The sequence below is a fragment of the Alkaliphilus pronyensis genome, from assembly GCF_009017275.1.
Classification (GTDB): Bacteria; Bacillota; Clostridia; order Peptostreptococcales; family Natronincolaceae; genus Alkaliphilus_C; species Alkaliphilus_C pronyensis.
Genome location: NZ_WBZC01000065.1, coordinates 1 through 18,203, shown reverse-complemented (window position 1 = coordinate 18,203; position 18,203 = coordinate 1). Strand labels below are relative to the sequence as shown.

At 32.5% G+C, this 18,203-nt stretch carries 16 protein-coding genes; 13 read left to right on the top strand and 3 right to left on the bottom strand.

Annotation, left to right across the window (positions count from 1 at the left end; genetic code table 11):
- The 10 genes from F8154_RS13770 to F8154_RS13730 form a co-directional block, all read left to right on the top strand.
- Positions 1-413 (top strand): L,D-transpeptidase family protein (locus tag F8154_RS13770; protein WP_151862203.1); only part of this gene is annotated, 413 nt, incomplete at its 5' end.
- A 323-nt stretch (positions 414-736) separates the two neighbouring features.
- A complete protein-coding gene (locus F8154_RS15225; protein WP_192930310.1) occupies positions 737-883 on the top strand; it encodes a hypothetical protein in 147 nt (48 codons plus the stop codon).
- A gap of 211 nt (positions 884-1,094) precedes the next feature.
- A complete protein-coding gene (locus tag F8154_RS13765) occupies positions 1,095-2,168 on the top strand; it encodes an HD-GYP domain-containing protein (RefSeq protein ID WP_151862202.1) in 1,074 nt (357 codons plus the stop codon).
- Between the two features lie 294 nt (positions 2,169-2,462).
- The gene (locus tag F8154_RS13760; RefSeq protein ID WP_151862201.1) at positions 2,463-3,677 is read left to right on the top strand and encodes a fused response regulator/phosphatase; all 1,215 of its coding nucleotides are present in this window, start codon (positions 2,463-2,465) and stop codon (positions 3,675-3,677) included.
- Positions 3,678-3,800: 123 nt separating this feature from the next.
- Positions 3,801-5,978 carry an HD domain-containing phosphohydrolase gene (locus tag F8154_RS13755; protein ID WP_151862200.1) on the top strand — a complete coding sequence of 726 codons (2,178 nt, stop codon included), beginning with the start codon at positions 3,801-3,803 and terminating at the stop codon, positions 5,976-5,978.
- 104 nt (positions 5,979-6,082) lie between these two features.
- Positions 6,083-6,352: an HPr family phosphocarrier protein gene (locus tag F8154_RS13750; RefSeq protein WP_151862199.1), complete on the top strand. Its 270-nt coding sequence runs from the start codon at positions 6,083-6,085 to the stop codon at positions 6,350-6,352.
- Positions 6,353-6,720: 368 nt separating this feature from the next.
- Positions 6,721-8,661, top strand: a complete 1,941-nt coding sequence (locus tag F8154_RS13745) for a type I glutamate--ammonia ligase (RefSeq protein WP_151862198.1) — start codon at positions 6,721-6,723, stop codon at positions 8,659-8,661.
- A 178-nt stretch (positions 8,662-8,839) separates the two neighbouring features.
- Positions 8,840-9,223, top strand: a complete 384-nt coding sequence (locus F8154_RS13740) for a YtxH domain-containing protein (RefSeq protein WP_151862197.1) — start codon at positions 8,840-8,842, stop codon at positions 9,221-9,223.
- 40 nt (positions 9,224-9,263) lie between these two features.
- On the top strand, positions 9,264-9,656 hold the full coding sequence (locus F8154_RS13735) for a hypothetical protein (RefSeq protein WP_151862196.1): 393 nt from the start codon (positions 9,264-9,266) through the stop codon (positions 9,654-9,656).
- A gap of 443 nt (positions 9,657-10,099) precedes the next feature.
- Complete coding sequence (locus F8154_RS13730) at positions 10,100-12,127, top strand: MASE3 domain-containing sensor histidine kinase (RefSeq protein ID WP_151862195.1); 2,028 nt, start codon at positions 10,100-10,102, stop codon at positions 12,125-12,127.
- A gap of 85 nt (positions 12,128-12,212) precedes the next feature.
- Here the strand turns inward: F8154_RS13730 and F8154_RS13725 are convergent, their stop codons facing one another.
- The gene (locus F8154_RS13725; protein WP_151862194.1) at positions 12,213-12,656 is read right to left on the bottom strand and encodes a hypothetical protein; all 444 of its coding nucleotides are present in this window, start codon (positions 12,654-12,656) and stop codon (positions 12,213-12,215) included.
- A 484-nt stretch (positions 12,657-13,140) separates the two neighbouring features.
- Between F8154_RS13725 and F8154_RS13720 the strand changes: the two genes are divergently transcribed.
- From F8154_RS13720 to F8154_RS13710, 3 genes are all read left to right on the top strand, one after another.
- Positions 13,141-13,326 (top strand): hypothetical protein, encoded by a 186-nt coding sequence (locus F8154_RS13720; protein ID WP_151862193.1) that lies wholly within the window; start codon positions 13,141-13,143, stop codon positions 13,324-13,326.
- Between the two features lie 13 nt (positions 13,327-13,339).
- Positions 13,340-13,588, top strand: coding sequence for a spore coat protein (locus F8154_RS13715; protein ID WP_151862192.1), 249 nt, complete (start codon positions 13,340-13,342; stop codon positions 13,586-13,588).
- A gap of 114 nt (positions 13,589-13,702) precedes the next feature.
- The gene (locus F8154_RS13710; protein ID WP_151862191.1) at positions 13,703-16,240 is read left to right on the top strand and encodes an HD domain-containing phosphohydrolase; all 2,538 of its coding nucleotides are present in this window, start codon (positions 13,703-13,705) and stop codon (positions 16,238-16,240) included.
- Positions 16,241-16,561: 321 nt separating this feature from the next.
- On the opposite strand, the gene F8154_RS13705 is transcribed toward F8154_RS13710, so the two are convergent.
- A complete protein-coding gene (locus F8154_RS13705) occupies positions 16,562-17,386 on the bottom strand; it encodes an ABC transporter permease (protein ID WP_151862190.1) in 825 nt (274 codons plus the stop codon).
- Positions 17,376-18,158, bottom strand: coding sequence for an ABC transporter ATP-binding protein (locus F8154_RS13700; RefSeq protein ID WP_151862189.1), 783 nt, complete (start codon positions 18,156-18,158; stop codon positions 17,376-17,378). Before F8154_RS13700 ends, F8154_RS13705 begins: the two co-directional genes overlap by 11 nt.
- Positions 18,159-18,203 lie beyond the last annotated feature (45 nt).

Below are 18,203 nucleotides of genomic sequence, written 5' to 3'. Positions count from 1 at the left end.
CCTATTGGAACATACCCTGGGGTGGATATGGCATTCATGGTACCGACACACCAGAATCTATAGGTACAGCAGCAAGTAGAGGCTGTATTAGAATGTATAACGAAGATGTTGAAGAGTTATATGATATTGTTCCACTAGGTACGCCAGTTAGAATAACAGGTGATAACATGACTGGTAGAATATTAGATATTGGTGTAGAACCAGGTCAAGACGTTTTTTCAGTTAAAACAATATTGACGGAGCTTGGCTACTACACAGGCGAAATTGATGGTGTATATGATGAAGAAATCAAAGAGGCAGTGTCGAATTTTCAAAGGGATTTTAATTTAATTGCAGATGGAGTTGTGGGTGTAGAAACCTATAATATGCTTCAGCTTTCAAGGGATCAGCTTTTTGATGTAAGAGAACCATAAATATAGAAAAAAATGTGTGTTATACAATATGTGTATTATACACATTTTTTTTTAGCATAATAATAATAAACACATGTAAAACATACAATAATCCATGGTTTCCTTGACAGTGGATTTTAAAACAAATATAATAAATGTATGTATTAATATACAAAAACAAGCATAAATATAATACAATTATAAAGAAAACTTAGTTCAGATGGAGTTTTAATTCCACCTGAACTATAGTTGTACTTATTTCTAAGCTTGGCGGCACTTATCTCTAGCTTAAAAAGAGAGAGTGTTAGTAACGCCGCTGAGATAAAATTTTAGGAGTGGTAAATATGTTTAAGGAAAGAAAGCCTTTAAAGGAAAAAGTAAATATTAAAGAAAGCATATTAAGTAGAACTAAAGCAGACGATACCTACAAAATATTACTTGAAAACCGTAATAAGAGGAAAGAGGTTATTAAAGTCCTTTGTAATAGATGACAATTAGATATTATATAACACCCATATAAATAGCTAAACAGCTGGCTAAGTATAATAAACAGCTATATAGACCCTAGGCTAGATAAACCATATTCTACTTTATTTGACAAAATGTTTGTGATATAATTGCAATGACAAAATTAGTAAGGGGATATCAGCTACTGCGCCAGTAAAATTACTATTTTAAAGTCCTTTAAGGAGGAGGGTGTTAGTGAAAAAAGTCTATTTATCTCAGTTGAAGGATGGCGAACCAATTCCAAAGGATTTTTATAGCAAACACGGAGCAGTGTTAATTAAGAAGGAAACACAAATGACAGCTGCCTTAAGGAAAAAGCTCTTAATGAATAATATAGACTGCTTTTATACTGAAGCTGCTATATTTAATCCCAATTTAGATGACTATCCAGATATAAGCGATGAAATAGTTAAGGAGATTGAAGCTATTCAAAAGGTATACCATAACTCCTTTAATGAGTTTAGTAAGCAAATGGATAACATTAAAAATAATCATGCCTTTAATAAGAAGGTTATTAATGAAATTGCCAATGATCTTGTAAACTGTATAACACAGCATAAGCAAGTATATTTAGGTATAGAAGGTATTCGTAAAAAAGATTATTATACATATGTACACTCAATAGATGTAGCAATATATGCAATAATAATGGGAGAGACATTAAAGCTGGACAAGAACTATTTAAGAATAATTGCCCTTGCAGCTTTACTTCATGATATCGGGAAGATAAGAATAGAAGATAATATATTAACTAAACCATCCAAGCTAACCTATGAAGAGATGGAGCTAATGAAAAAGCATACAACCTTCGGCTATAATATAGTTAAAGATGAGCTAGGCTATAGTAAGGAAATGGCTAAAATCGCATGGGAGCATCATGAGAGGTTAGATGGTAACGGGTATCCAAGGGGAGTAAAGGGCAATAGCATTCACTTATTTACTAGAATTATTGCTATTTGTGATATATATAATGATATAACCTCCGATAGGGTTTATAGAAAGGGAGTATTACCCCATAGAGGAATTGAGTATTTAATGAGTATTGTGGATAGCCATATAGATAGAGAGCTTACAAGAAAATTTGTATTTAATATAGCTATTTATCCAATAGGCACAAAGGTGATGTTAAGCAATGGAGAAGAAGGAACCGTGATAGACTTTCAAAAAGGTTTTCCCTTACGACCTATTGTGAAAATAAAGGGCAAAAACATAAAACGAGACCTACTTAAGGAGCTAACACTTTTTATAAAGACAGTAGTTGAAGAATAGGGAGCAAACTGCTCCTTATTTGTGTTTCATCACTTATATTAAATAAATTTTCTTCGACATATCAAAATAAGTGCCAATATTTGTGTTATAATATAATAATCTAGCTATATATAATTAATTGTGTGTTTTTAACCGAGGCTTGTTATAAAGAAAACTTAGTTCAGATGGAGCTTTAACTCCACCTGAACTCTAGTTGCCCTTATTTCGAAGCTTGGCGGCACTTATCTCCCGCTTAAGAAGCGGGAGTGTTAGTAACGCCGCTGAGATGAACAGCAATTAATGGGGGGATTACAATTGATTTCAATTAAGATATTAATACTTCAGCCTAGAGAAAATACAGGGTGCTTTATGAAGAACTTATTAAGAAGATATGGATATGAGGTAATTCAAGCTCCAATAGAAGATGAGACCTTAGACAATATATTAAGAATTATGCCGGATTTAATTATACTCAACAGCTATGAGGGTAAGCATAATGGAGTAGAGATCTTTAAAGAAATAAAAGAACATAGTATTCTAAAGGAAATTCCCTTTATAGTTCAGTTCAATGGTACAGCTGAAAAGTATAAAATTGACTTTATAAATCATGAAGTTAATGATTATATAGAACAGCCATATCATGAATCAGAGTTAATATTAAAAATAAAAAACCAATTTAAAATAGTAAAGCTTCAAAGAAAGCTTAAGTCTTCTCAAAAAGCACTTGAAGAAAGCATTTCAGTCATACAAAATCAAAAAAACGAGCTTGAACGGAACCTGAACTTAGCAGCTAAAATTCAAGAGGCACTTATTCCAAAAAGCCTGGGCAGCATACCCAATTGCTCCTTTGTTTGGCACTTTCAACCTTCAGGTAAAGTAGGTGGAGACATCTTTGATGCCTTTATGTTGGACGACGACCATATGGGCTTATATATGATAGACGTAATGGGTCATGGGGTAGCCTCTTCTATGCTGGTGGTTGCATTGTCAGAATTTTTAATTCTTGATGTGGAAAGGGGTTCTCCACTCAAGAGGAAGATTAATGAATTCCCATTTTATGAGATTTTATCACCAATAGAGGTTATTAACTATTTAAATGAAAGGTTTCCCTTTAATAAATATAAGCATTATTTTACAATTTTCTATATGGTGCTGAACGTAAAAACAGGAGTATTAAAATATGTAAGAGCAGCCCACCCAGCTCCTATACTTATAAAGAATGATGGAGGTATGTATGAGCTGGATGGCTATGGAACCCCAGTAGGCTTTGAGTTTGCTGAAGGCTATGAAGAAAAAACAGTTTGCCTAGATACAGGGGATACAATTATTGTTTATACAGATGGACTGATGGAAATAAAGGATGAAGAGGGGAAAACATTAGAATATGAAGGACTAATGGAGCATATTAAAAGAGAAATTAACTTTGAAAATCATCTTTTTACATTGAACCTTAAAAAGCTTTCAAGAAGCCAACCCTATATAAAGGACGACATATCAATTTTAGAAATGAAGTGGATAAAGTTTATTTAACAAAGAAGCCCCAAAGGGCTTTTTTTAATTTTACTAATAAAGGCAGGATTTTGTAAAAAAAAAAAGAATAAAAGAAATTAATAATAGATTTTTAATACATAATTCGACAGACTGGAGTTTACTATGAAGCTAAAATATAAAATACCCTTTTATAATTTAATGATACTACTTATGGGTTTTGCTATTCTTTGGGGAATGGGCTTTAGCAGCATACGCAATTATGTTATTGAAGCTGAGCATAAGAGTGCAATAGTTAATATTAATACACAGGTGAGTGAGCTAGAGGCCCTTTTGTTAGAGGGAAAGTATCAATTAGTAGAGATGAGTAAGCAGAATTATATAAAGGATTTAGATTGGCAAGAAATTAAGCCTGAAGTAGAGCTTCGTTTAAAGGATAGTGTTTTTCAAAAAATTGGGCTGGTTTATCCAGATGCCACATATCATATAACAGGAACAAATAAAAAGGGAGATTTATCCGATAGACAATACGTATCTAGGGCATTTAATACAGGTGATATAGTAGTTTCTTCACCCCTTTATTCAAAATCTGATGAGGCTTATCAGGTTGTTGTTGCTGTGCCTATATATGAAAACACAAGTATTAATGGCTTAATTATTGGTACCATTTTAATGGAGGATATTGAAGAATTAATAAGTAAATTAAAAATAAACGGGCATGGATATGGCTTTTTATGTGAACCCTTTGGTGAGGTGTATACAGAGCAGAAGGAAATACTTTCTAAAGATTTATGTCTAAGGCTTTCTGAAGAGCTGGTTAAAAATAAAGATGGTGGATATCTACACTATAAAGACAATGATGACAATAAAAAAATTGCCTTTTATACAAGCCTAAGGGAGGCAGACTGGGGAATTGTAATTACTGTTGATGAAGGGGTTATATATAGGCCTGTAGTAGAGCTATTTACTAATTCAGCAATATCCTTAATTATTGTACTTATACTATTAATATTAGCTATGTCTACAGGCATAAAAATCTTTTTAAAGCAAATTAGAAAGCTCATTGAAGATATGCAGAAGGTAGAAGAGGGTAACTATATGCTTCAGGTGGAAATAAATAGAAATAACGAAATAAGTGATATAGCACAACAGTTTAATAAAACAGTAGAGGCAATTTGTCTTAGAGATGAAGAACTACAAGCATTAAATGAGGAGTTAGCAGCAAGCTCAGAAGAAATAATGCAGACGAATCAAAAGCTTGTGTGGGCCCATGAGGAAATAGCAAGTAACCTTCAAAGGCAAAAACTAATTAATCAGTTGGGAGAAATACTATACTCAGTTACAGATAATGAAACTTTGGTTGAAACTATATTAGTTCATACACAGGAGATGGTACAGGCGGATAAATCAACCCTGTTTTTATATGATAAGGAAGACCATAGCTTTAAGGTGAAATCCTCCTTAAACTACACAGAGGAAGAGGTTTCACATATGAACTTTCCTGCAGATAAAGGAACATTTCAATGGATGCTGGAGAATAAAACCGACCTGTTTATACCAAATGTTTTTGAAGATGAGAGGTATGTTGTTAGGTTCCATGAGGATGAAAAATTTAAAGTACTATTACAAATCCCTATATTTAACGATAATAATGATGTTATTGGTATTATAAGCTATAGGGCCTATAACATTAACCTCGGCTACATACCCTTTTTAAAGCAGATATCTAAAATGGTATCAATTGCCCTGCAAAATAGCCAGCTGATAAACCAAATAGAAGATACATATTTTGAAGTAATTGTAGCCCTTATAAAGGGAATGGAGCTAAAGGACAGCTATATGAAAGGTCATAGCGAAAGAGTAATGAAATATAGCCTAGCCTTAGGTAATAAAATTGACTTATCCAATGATCAATTAAATATACTTAGATATGGTAGTATATTACATGATATTGGAAAAATGGGTGTTTCTGATGATATAGTACTAAAAAAAGCTGCTCTTACCCCAGAAGAATATCAATTAATAAAGGAGCATCCTCAAAAAGGTGAAGAGCTAATAAAGGGACTAAAGTTTTTAAGGGACTCCTTACCCATTGTACGAAACCATCACGAGCGTTATGATGGATTAGGGTACCCTGATGGGTTAAAAGGAAATGATATTCCTATTCTTGCAAGAATAGTTTCTATAGCAGATGCTTATGATGCCATGACCTCCTTTAGAGCATATCGTAGTGCAATAAATAAGGATAAAGCCATAGCTGAGCTTAAGAATAATAGTGGTACACAATTTGACCCATATCTAGTTGATTTATTTATACAGGTATTACATAGTAATAACTTGTAAAACAAAACATAAAGTAGACATAAGCCGAAGTATATTATATATTAATAAAAAGGGATATAAAAAATTATATATTTTGTATTGGGAATAGAATAGGAGGTATTAGCTTGATAGAAAAAAAAGTAATAATACAAAACGAAATAGGACTACATGCAAGACCTGCAAGCTTAGTTGTAAAAGCTGCAACTGGCTTCAAATCAGACATTTATTTTATTAAGGATAAAAATTTATTTAATTGCAAGAGCATTATGAATGTTCTTAGTATGGGGGCACTTAAGGGCCAAGAGCTTATTCTTCAAGCAGATGGACCTGACGAAGAAAAGGCTATTGATGCTATAGTTAGGTTAATTGAAGTGGAACTAATAGAAAAAGAGTAGAATAGAATAAATAATATATTACTTATATACCAAATACAATATTTGGTTTTTTTTATAGCTGATATTAATTACTAAAGGGACTAAAGTGCAATATGTGGTTAAAGTTGTTTAGTAAAGGGATTTATAAGGTTTTATTAATAAATCACAGGGTTATTTAAGCTTGATAGGGTTAAAATACTATTAAATTTTAATATGTAATAAATGTATAAATTTAAATTTAAATTAATACTTTTACATTATAACTGTTTACATACCTAGTGAACTACTGTATAATCAATATTAAAATTAAAATAACAAGAAAAATCTTCGACATTATACAAATAAAAAGAACTAAACACAATATATAGTTCGTAATAGGAGGAATATTTATGACAAAAAACCTAGAAGAATTATTGTCTAAACCATTAATTTATTTTTTACCACCCTGGACCCATGATTCAAAAACCTTGACAAAAATATTAAAGGCACACCCTTCAATTAAGTTTGTTTCTTTAGTTGGAGTAGATCTTGGAGGAAACAGTACAGACGAAAAAATACCCATATCTTTATTTTTAGAGGATATAGAAGGTTTCCTAAGGGTGGGAGTTCAAACTGACGGCTCCAGTGTTGTGCTACATGATATTGCAACATTAAACAATGCAAGGGTAGATATTATTCCAGATTTAAGTGTTAATTGGTTTATAGATTATAATTACGAGTACCTTGATGAAAAAACAGGACTTCCTGTTGGGACATTAAGGATCCCATCCTTTTTAGAGCATAATCATAGACTGGTGGATTCAAGAGCAGTATTAATGCGAACCGTAGATTATTTTAGCGATCAATTAATGAGGCTATTTAGGGACTATCCCCATTTACTTAATGAATTTGGTATAGATTCATATGACGATATTCAAGAAATATCCTTAACTACAGCAACAGAGCTGGAGTTCTGGGTTAAAACCCCAGAGGATTTAGCTGATGAAGAAAAGCTATCCACCTCCCAAATGCTAAAGGAGCAGTATTGGAAGCGTACAAAGGGCTCTGTCAGATCAGCATTAGAGGAAACAATGCTACTTTTAGAAGCCTATGGCTTCGAGCCTGAAATGGGACATAAAGAGGTTGGAGGAGTTACAGCGAAAATCACTGGCTCAGGCAAGCTAAATCACGTCATGGAACAGCTAGAAGTAGACTGGAAATATAGCACAGCTTTACAATGTGCTGACAATGAGTTATTTATAAGAGAGTTTATTGAAGAGACCTTCGAAAGATATGGGCTAGAGGTTACATTTAGAGCTAAGCCAATTGAAGGCGTTGCAGGTAGTGGTAAGCATACCCATATGGGTGCCAGTGTAAAGCTAAAGAATGGTAAAATAAAAAACCTGTTTACTGCTAAGTCTAAGGATGAGTATGTTAGTTCAGTTGGTTGGGGTGCTTTAATGGGGCTACTTAAAAATTATGAGGTTATAAATCCCTTTGTAACATCAACCAATGATGCCTTTAATAGATTAAAGCCAGGCTACGAAGCACCAGTATGTGTAGTTGGCTCAGTGGGTCATGGAGTAGATTTTCCATCAAGAAATAGAACAGTTTTAATTGGGCTAGTAAGAGATGTAAATAACCCACTATCAACAAGATACGAATTAAGATCCCCTAATCCTATATCGAATACCTATTTGTATGTTGGTGCATGTTATCTAGGGATGTTGGATGGTATTGAGTATGCAGTTTCCAATAGGCTAACAAGTAAAGAGTTGGAGCTTGAGTTCTCAAAGGATGCAGGAGAGGATAAGCTTTACTTAGAAAAGGAACGGGCATATCGCAGCGAAAAGGATGTATTTGAAGACTATACTGAGGAAGAAAGAAATAGATTGTTTACAAAACCTCCAGCTACTGTTTGGGAAAATTTAAAGGGCTTTATAAATAATCCAGAAAAAACTTCAGTTTTATATAAAGGCTCTGTTTTTAATGAGGCTATAATAAATTCATATAGGGTGGCTATGCTAGATCAGTGGATAACAGAACTAACTGGAAGAATTATACCTAATAATATGGATATAGTAAGGCATTGTAAAAAGATAAAGGATATAGATAATGTAACGGATTTAGACGTAGTTAATTGGGAAAAAATTAATGCATTAAGAAATAAGCTAATGAAGGATAGCCTAACCTATAAATCAATATTTACAGTAATTAGAGAGGCTATTGAAAAAGACAACTATGATGCAGTTTCCAGTCTTCAATTAGAAATGACAGATTTAATTATGCAGCTTAAGGCAGCATATATAATTTATAAAAGAAACCTATTAGTAGAGGTAAATGGCTTTTAAAATATTGAATATAGTTAATACTAGAACCCAGCTTAGCTAAGCTGGGTTTATAATTAAAAATTATGTGAAATAAAAGGAAATTAATACTGGGAATAGAATAATGTAGTATTAGTATAAAGTTTTAGTAAATTTTTTGTGGGTATAAATAAAACTATAATAAGAAAAGGAGAGATTAGGGATGAATATAGGAAAAATTGAAGAAAAGGTAGAAGCCATAAAAAAAATCCTCGACCCGGAAAGAGCTAAAAGAGAAAGGGCTAAAGAGAGGGCTAAGGGCGTTGCTAAGGGACTAGCAATAGGGTCCTTTATTGGAGGCTTAGCAGGTATATTTTTTGCACCAGACAAAGGTGAAAACACAAGAAGAAGGGCAAAGAAGGAGCTGGAAAAAGCAAAGGATATTTTAGAAAATAACATGGTAGAAGGAAAACAGAAGTTCGAGGGTTTTATGGAGGAGCATAAGGAGACAATAAACGATAAGCTTATGACTGTTAAGGATAAATTTAAATGTAAATGTAATGCTGAAGCCACAGAAGAAGATAAGCCTGAAGAAAAAGTTGATTAAACTATTTTAATGCAAATGATAAAATATTGGAGGGAATAAAATGTATATTGATATTTGGGTGTTGGTGGCAATTATCCTTATTCCATTAGCACTAATAGGATTTGGAATAACTATTGTAATATTATTAAAGCTTAATGACATTATTAAGCAAATAAAGGATATGTTAGCGAAAAATGAAAAAAATATAAATGAATCCCTAGACAGTATGCCCAAAATATTAAAAAATGTAGATGAAATTACATATAAGGCAAATGAAGAGATGAAGCATTTTCAAGGGGCTGCAAAAAATATAGAAGAAACAGTTGGTTATGCGGCTGCAACTGCTCAAATCCTTTCTCGGGATATATTGGAACCAATAGGAGATGTATTAAGCTTACTAGGGGTTTTAAAGGGGATATTTATAAAGGAAAAGAAAAAGGGATTATTTAAATAATTAAAGAGGATATTATTCTTTAAAGAATAATATCCTCTTTAATATTGCATTTCAACATCTTTGTATTTCCCGGGAAAGCAATAGACTGTATACTTAATAAAAACTTGTTTTTTAAAAATAATATAGAATTTGTAAAAGGAAAAAATGTTTTTTTATAGAATAGTTAGTTATTCGAAAAATTACTTGAATTTTACAATTAGTAGTAGATTTGATAACATTATTGGGGATAATTTTCACCAATAGAAGCTTAACAGGGGACATGAGCTGAGGCTATTTAAAACCGATATAATTGGAGGTTTAATAATAAATGATATACATGCTACAATAAGACTAAAAAAATAAAGGAGCATATAATCTTGCTTCTTTATTTTTCAGTTGATTAGCATAACAATAACTGGGAATCAACCATTGATTTCTAAGGTATTTTAGGGGGATAGAGTTAAATGCAATGGGATTTTCTACAAGATAAAGGCGATAACATATATAGAAAAATTATATTGTTTTTTCTATTATCACCAGTTGCAATAGTACTAAGCATGAAAAACTATACAATGTTTTATTTTGTTATAGAGTTTATTTATTTAGTTATTAGCCTATTGATTTTTTTCACAATTATTAACTTCTATAATAAATCAACGGAAAACTACCTTGCTTTTTTTGGAATAGTAATTGCATCAATAATAGGTCTTCAAATATTAAGCTTAATTACACATGAAGGGGTATATATTTTTCAAAGCCAATTAAATATCAACCAAAGCCTATTAATGACTACAAAAAGGCTTTTAATGGCAATAGGAAAGCTTACAATGCTTCTCATTTATAATTACAAGAAACATCTTTATGTTGTTATAATATATAGTGTCTTATTTTTTATTATTTCAACCTTCTTAATTAATGGAGAGGCTATTAGCACTAATATCGATAACCTTACTATAATAAATACTGCATCTGTAATTATTATTCTTGTGTTGATTACCAGTTTATTATTACTGGCTAAAGGGAAAAAACACTTTTTAGATTATACATATATTTATATTGGTATATCCATATATGCAAGTACATTTTCTGAAGTTTTCTATGTGCTTTCTAATAACCAATCAAACTCTTTTAAAATATTTGCATACCTGTTGCAATTAGCAGCCCTTTATTTAATAGGCAATGCAATAATTAAGGTAAGCCTTAATGACTCTTTTTTACAGGGAAGCAACCATTTGGTTGAAAAGCTAAGCACTGTTAATAAAAAGCTTGAAAAGGAAGTTGTTACACGAAAGCAATCTGAGAGGGAACTGCAAAACAGTAAAAATAAATATCAAAAACTAATTACACTCCTGCCAGATGCAGTTTTTATACACAATGCAAATAAGTTTTTTTATACTAACTATAAGGGGGCAGAATTGTTGGGATTAAAGGCTCCAGAGGATATAGCTAATATGGAGATATTAGATTTTATAGACCAAGAATACCGACAGAAATTTAAGGAGAATATTGGGAATGTATTTACCTACAACTCAATTACAAGTCTTGGTAAACTGAAGCTTGTTAGAATAGATAAAAAAATTGTTGACGTAGAGTTTGCAGCTATGTCCATTTTTGAGCTGGATGAAGGACTAATCTTAAGTGTTGTTAGGGATATTACCCATCGTAAGAGAGCAAAGGATTTAGAGAGACAAATAGAAACTGCTATTGAATATGACAAAGTGAAAACAGAATTTTTCGCAAATATATCCCATGAAATGAAAACGCCAATTAATCTGATTTATAGTACTATTCAGCTATTAGAGCTAGATGATAATATGAGTGTAGCTAATAATAAAAAGATTAAAATACTTAAGCAAAACTGTAATAGAATAACTAGATTAGTTGATAATATTATTGATATTACAAAGCTTGATTCAAACTATTTTCACCTACAGCTATATAATACTGATATAATTGGACTAATTAGAAGCATCACATTATCAGTTAAAGAGCATATTAAGGATAAATCCATAAAGGTGAATTTTTTCGCAAATCGTCAAGAAAAAATTATGACCTTAGATCCAAATGCAGTGGAAAGAATTGTTCTAAACCTACTGTCTAATGCCGTTAAGTTCTCAAATAAACAGGATGAAATAACTGTAATAGTAAATGACAATGGTGAGAATATTGAAATAATAATAAAGGATACAGGAATAGGTATACCAAAGGACAAGCTAGATATAATCTTTGACCGCTTCACACAGGTGGATAAATCATTAACAAGAAACCATGAGGGCAGTGGTATTGGGCTATCTATAGTTAAATCTTTGGTGGAATTACATGGTGGAACAATAAAGGTAAATAGTACCTTAAATCAGGGAACAGAATTTGTAATTAGTGTACCAGTTAAATTCTATGAAGAAGAAGATATTGTATATAAAGAGTATAATATTGATAGAAGCGTTGAGAAGATTAAAGTAGAGTTTTCCGATATATATTCATTAGGAGCATAAAGAACACACCACATTAATGGTGTGTTCAGACTAATGAAAAAGCCCTATTTTCTTTGTTACTTCAAAATCCTAAAATAAAGTTCGCCTATTCTCCTTCACTCTCATTAACGATTTTATAATAATACCAGGATACAAATGTGGCTATAATTGTATAGTAAACTGCTCTAACAATAAATCCAAGGGCATTGTTGTAACTACTGTAAGTAAACACATATGAAACAGGAGGATTACCCGTCACCAATAACACTACAAATCCAAATAAAGCAATACCACCAGCTAATCTTTTTTTTTGATCCTTGGTGAGCTTTACTTTATTTTCCTCTTTTGATGTATATATTCGTTTATTAATAATTACGATAGGTGTAAGAACAAAGGCGATTATACATAAAGTTAATAAATAACCTAAAATTAGATTGTCAATCATAATATTTTCAAGGATACTATTCAATTCCAGCATTGATGTTACAAGGCTTGCAACTAGAATGACAAAAATTGAACTTATAACCATAACAATATCTTCACGTTTCAATAGCAATCAATCCTCCAACATCATATTCTCTATTCTTTGTTCCAAAATAGGTCAAGTCACCGCTTAGGGCTTCTAGCTCTGATTGATTTAATCCATCAAGCACTAACTCTGATCCATTTCTATTTCCTTCAGTTACAACTGTAAAATTATCACCTATATAATAGTTTCTTTCTCGCCATACATTTCATAACTTTGAACATCATGCGCCTCTTTTATATATGTAGAGACACTTTCTCGGGTAACAGAATTAAACTTGTTACTTTGCTCACAGTTATCCACTCCTTCTATTATATTCTTGCTTAATTGAATCTGCAATACTATTAGGAATACATTTTGATAACAATACAGTTTTTATGATTATTTCGCATATGTCATATACCTATTAATGCTACTAAAAAAAATTAAAATAGAAATTTTTAAAGAATAAAAACATAAAAAAAATCCATAATACTTAATGAACTAAAAAAAGAAAGGAGTTATTAAAATGACACAACTAAATGAACTTGAGTTACAAAACCTAAGACACCTAATTGGCTCCCATGAAACAACAGCAAATAAGCTGGAGGCCTACGCCCAGCAGTGTACAGATCAACAAATTAAGCAATATTTACAGCAGGGTGCCCAGGAAGCAAGAAATACTAAACAAAAACTAATATCTTATCTAAGATAAAGGAGGCTAAACAATGAGGGAAAAAGATATGGTAAATGATGTGTTATCAATGATAAATAGTAGTTTAACAGGCTACGCCAATACAATATCACAAACCAGCAATATGCAGCTAAGACAAGAGCTAATACAAATTAGAAATAGAGATGAGCAGAGCCAATATAAGCTTTATCAGATGGCAGAGCAAAAAGGCTATTATAAATCTGCACAACCTGCTCAGCAAAATGAAATACAACAGGTAAAAAGTGAATTTATGACCTCTTAAGCAAACATAGATGCTGAAAAATAATTATTATTTATGAAGGATTGAAAAACATTTTGTCGAAATGATTGACAAAATGTTTTTTATTTTTAAATTCTTTTAAGCAGGTGATATTTTATGCGCAAAATATTTATGCGGTTTTATATAGTATTAATACTTATGGTAGTAGTTATGACTACCTTAGCATATAGTCAGTATAAATATTCGGAAAATGTAGTAAGTAAAGAGATAGAGATAAACACTAGACTCTCACTAGAGAAGCTACAAGCAGAGATAAACAGCTTGGTATTAGCTAATAGCAGCGTTATAGTTGATATTGTAGATTTTATTGAGCTACACAACTGGGATGATGCTGAACTCCTAAGCTACATACAAAAAAAGCTTAATAATAGCAATTATTTTTTTTCTATTTATTATGGAAAAGCAAACAACAAAATGATTAATGGAAGTGGTTGGGTTCCTCCAAAGGATTTTGTACTAACCGATAGACCTTGGTATAAAATGGCTAAAGAAGAAAATGACTTAATAATAACTAATGTATATGTTAACGCCAGTGATAATGATTTAATTGTAACTATTGCTAAGCCTGTAAAAGACAAGGGCAATAATCTTTTAGGTGTAGTTGGTGGGGATATTTCCTTGAGTACATTAATTGATACTTATATACATAAATTTGAAGAAAATGGTTTATCCTTCTTAATTAATTCATCAGGACAAATAATTGCCCATCCTGAGCTGATTCATAGGGACAGCCTTGAATTACCTGAAGCATCAAATCAATATAGACAAATAATTGATAGGATATTAGACAAGAAATCTGGATTGGAAAAAATAGTACTAGATGATGAAGAGGGCTATCTGGCATTTATGCCTATAGGAAAAACCAATTTGCTTCTAGCAAGCTTTACCTCCCTTGAAGAAGCACAGGCCTCATCGCAGCAGCTAACCTTATTTTTTTTCCTAGTAGTTGCACTTTCCATTGGAATTTTTTCTGTTTTTTTACTTCTTCAAAGGAGGTATATTGCTAGCCCACTGCTGGAATTAGTTAATAGTATAAGTGCTATAAACATAGAAAAAGACCTTTCCTATAGACTAAACATAAAGGAAAGAAGTATAATGAAGGATCTTGGAGAAAAAATAAATGATCTACTAAGCAAAATAGAATTTTTTGTTTTGAAGATAAGAAACGATCAGGAGGAGCTTCAAGCCATGAATGAAGAGCTTGAAGCATCTATGGAACAGATGGCAGCTGCGGAAGAAGAAATTTTAAGACAGAAGCATCAATTTGAAGCCCTTTTTAAAAACTCAACCGATTCAATTGTAATCTTTAATAAAGACCATCATATTATTGACATTAATGAAAGCTTCACTAAATTATTTGGGTACACAATAGATGAAATATACGGGAAGGAGCTGGACGGAGTTCTTTCAGTTACCTACAAAAAGGAGGAGGCAAATAAGCTCACCAATGACCTATTAGATGGCAAGGAGGTGGCATTAGAGTCGGTAAGATACGGAAAGGGAGATATACCCATAGAGGTAGGTATAAAGGGAGTACCAATAATCTTTGAAAACAAAGTCATAGGTGGCTATGGAATATATACTGATATCACCGAAAGGAAAAGGGCAGAAGAGCAAATCCTATACATTAGTAGACATGATAGCTTAACGGGGTTGTATAATAGGGCATACTTTGAAGACCAGCTATTAAGAATAGAAAAACAAAATATTTTACCAGTTAGCATTTTAATAGGAGATGTTAATGGGTTAAAAATGACAAATGATGCCTTTGGTCATGATGTAGGAGATACTATATTAAAACGTATTGCAGGTATACTAACAAAAACATGTGGAGAAGATGCTATAATCACTAGAGTTGGAGGTGACGAGTTTGTAGTTATTTTACCATATACCGATGAAGCTACAGGACTTGAGATATGTAATGAAATAAAGAAGAGCTGTCAGATGGAATCAAAAGACACCCTGCAATTAAGCGTATCATTGGGTGTTGCCACTAAAACAAAGTCAAAGCAAAGCATATATAAAATATGTAAAAAAGCAGAAGACATTATGTATGATAACAAGCTTTTAGAAAGTAAAAGCATAAGAAACTCAATTATCACCTCCTTAAGAAAAACACTTGAGGAAAGAACCCATGAAACAGATGAACATAGTAGTCGGTTAATGACTCTAAGCTTATGCTTGGGACAAAAGCTAGGCTTAAATGATAACCAGCTTAATGAGCTAAGTCTGTTGGCGGCCCTACATGATATTGGTAAAATTGCTATCCCAGACCATATTCTATTAAAGCCAGGCCCATTAACAAGTGAAGAGTGGCAAATAATGAAAAAACATAGTGAAATTGGGTATCGTATAGCCAGTGCATCCTCAGAATTAGCAGTTATTGCAGAAGCTATTCTGCATCATCATGAGCGATGGGATGGAAAAGGGTATCCTCAGGGCTTAAAGAAAAACAAAATTTCTTTAAGTGCTAGGGTAATAGCTGTAGTGGATGCATATGATGCCATGACCAGCGATAGACCCTATAGAAAAGCAATGGATAAAGCAGATGCTATAGAAGAGTTAATTCGTGAAAAGGGTAAGCAATTTGACCCCCATATAGTTAATACATTTTTAGAACTGCTTGAAGAATAAGTGCTAGCAAGTCTTCGCTTTCATTAATATAAAATAGAAAGCACACCATTGTTATGGTGTGCTTTCTATTGTAGACAAAGTCTTCAAAATGGTAGACTGATCAAAAAGTCTTAGTTTCGAGGCGCAAAAAATCCTAGCGATCGCAGCGTATAAGTTAGAAGTTAGAAGTTGGAAGTTAGAAGCTTGAGAAAATAAAAAAACTCTCACCTCTAGCCTCTTGCATCCTGCCTCTAAGTTACGTAAGAGTGCTAGGATTTTGAAGTAACAAAGAAAATAGGGCTTTTTCATCAGTCTGAACACACCATAACAATGGTGTGCTTTTTATTGTCGCCACTTTAAAAACCGTTCCTCCAATTTAACAATTAGTTGATACATAATTGCTGTAGCAATAGCTAGAATAATAACACCTGCCATAACCAAATCTAAACGAAATACCTGCCCTCCATATACTATTAAGTATCCTAAGCCAGCCTTAGAAACAAGAAATTCTCCAACTATAACTCCAACCCAAGTCATTCCTATATTTATCTTCATAGTATTAATCATATTTGGTACACTGGCTGGCAATACTGCCTTCTGAAGAATCTGTAATTTGGTGGCGCCAAAGGTTTTAAGCATTTTAATCTTTTCTTCATCCACCTCCTTAAATCCATTAAAGGTAGATAGAATAGTAACCACCAATGATATTGCTAGGGCGGTAACAATAATACCACTAATACCAGCTCCAGCCCATATTATTATTATAGGACCCAAAGCAATTTTGGGAAGGGCGTTTACTACAACTAAGTATGGATCAAAAACCTTAGCCAAAAACTCTGACCACCACAAAAGTATGGCTATAAAAGTACCTAAAATTGTACCCAATGAAAATCCTACTATTGCCTCGAATACAGAAATGCCTGTATGCTTAAAAATAGAGCCGTCTAAAGCTAAATTATATATTAAAATAAAAATGGAGGAGGGCTTACTTGTAAAAAATGGATCAATCCATCTTAAATTAGCAGCTAGTTCCCATAAAAGCAAAAACCCAATTAAAAAACCTAATTGGCTAAGCTTTACATGTAATCTTTTTCTATAAACCTTTCTTAAATAATTATAGTGGTCTATTGAGGAATTAAATTTTTGGGATGATTTTTTATTTAACATAAACATCCAGCTCCTTCCAGATTTTATTAAAATAATGCCTAAACTCTGGAGCCTCTCTACATTTTAAAGGAGTCTTTTCACCATCTCCACAGGAAAGCTTAATATTATAAATGCTTTTAATAATAGCAGGACGATTAGAAAGAACAACTACTCTATCTGCCATGGATATCGCCTCCGCTATATCATGGGTAACCATAACTGCTGTTTTCTTTTCACTGCGTATAATTTTTGATATATCATCACTAACTGCCAGTCTACTTTGATAATCTAAGGCAGAGAAGGGTTCATCCAATAATAAAAGATTTGGTTCAATAGCCAGTGTTCTTATGAGGGCAACTCTTTGTCTCATTCCACCGGATAGTTGATTTGGGTAATGCCCCTTAAAATCTCCAAGTCCATAGGTATCTAAGAGCTTTTCTATCCTTGCGATGCTTTCCTCAGTAACATTGTTTTGTATCTCTAAACCTATCAAAACATTTTCTAAAATAGTTCTCCACTGAAATAAATGGTCAGCTTGAAACATATAGCCTACTCTTTTATTAGCAAGACTAACCCTTTCCCCATCTATTAAAACCTCGCCAGAGGAAGGCTCAATAAGTCCCGCTATAATAGAGAGAATAGTAGATTTTCCACAACCGCTAGGGCCAACTATAGCAATTATTTCTCCCTTTTCAACATCAAAGGAGAGCTCCCTTAAGGCTTCTGTCTCACCATCTAAAGTATGATAAGTCATTGAAATCCTTTTTATATTAACTATTTTTTCATTACCCATAACTAACCTCCTTAATAGGAAATCGTAGTGTTAATCTATTTTAAT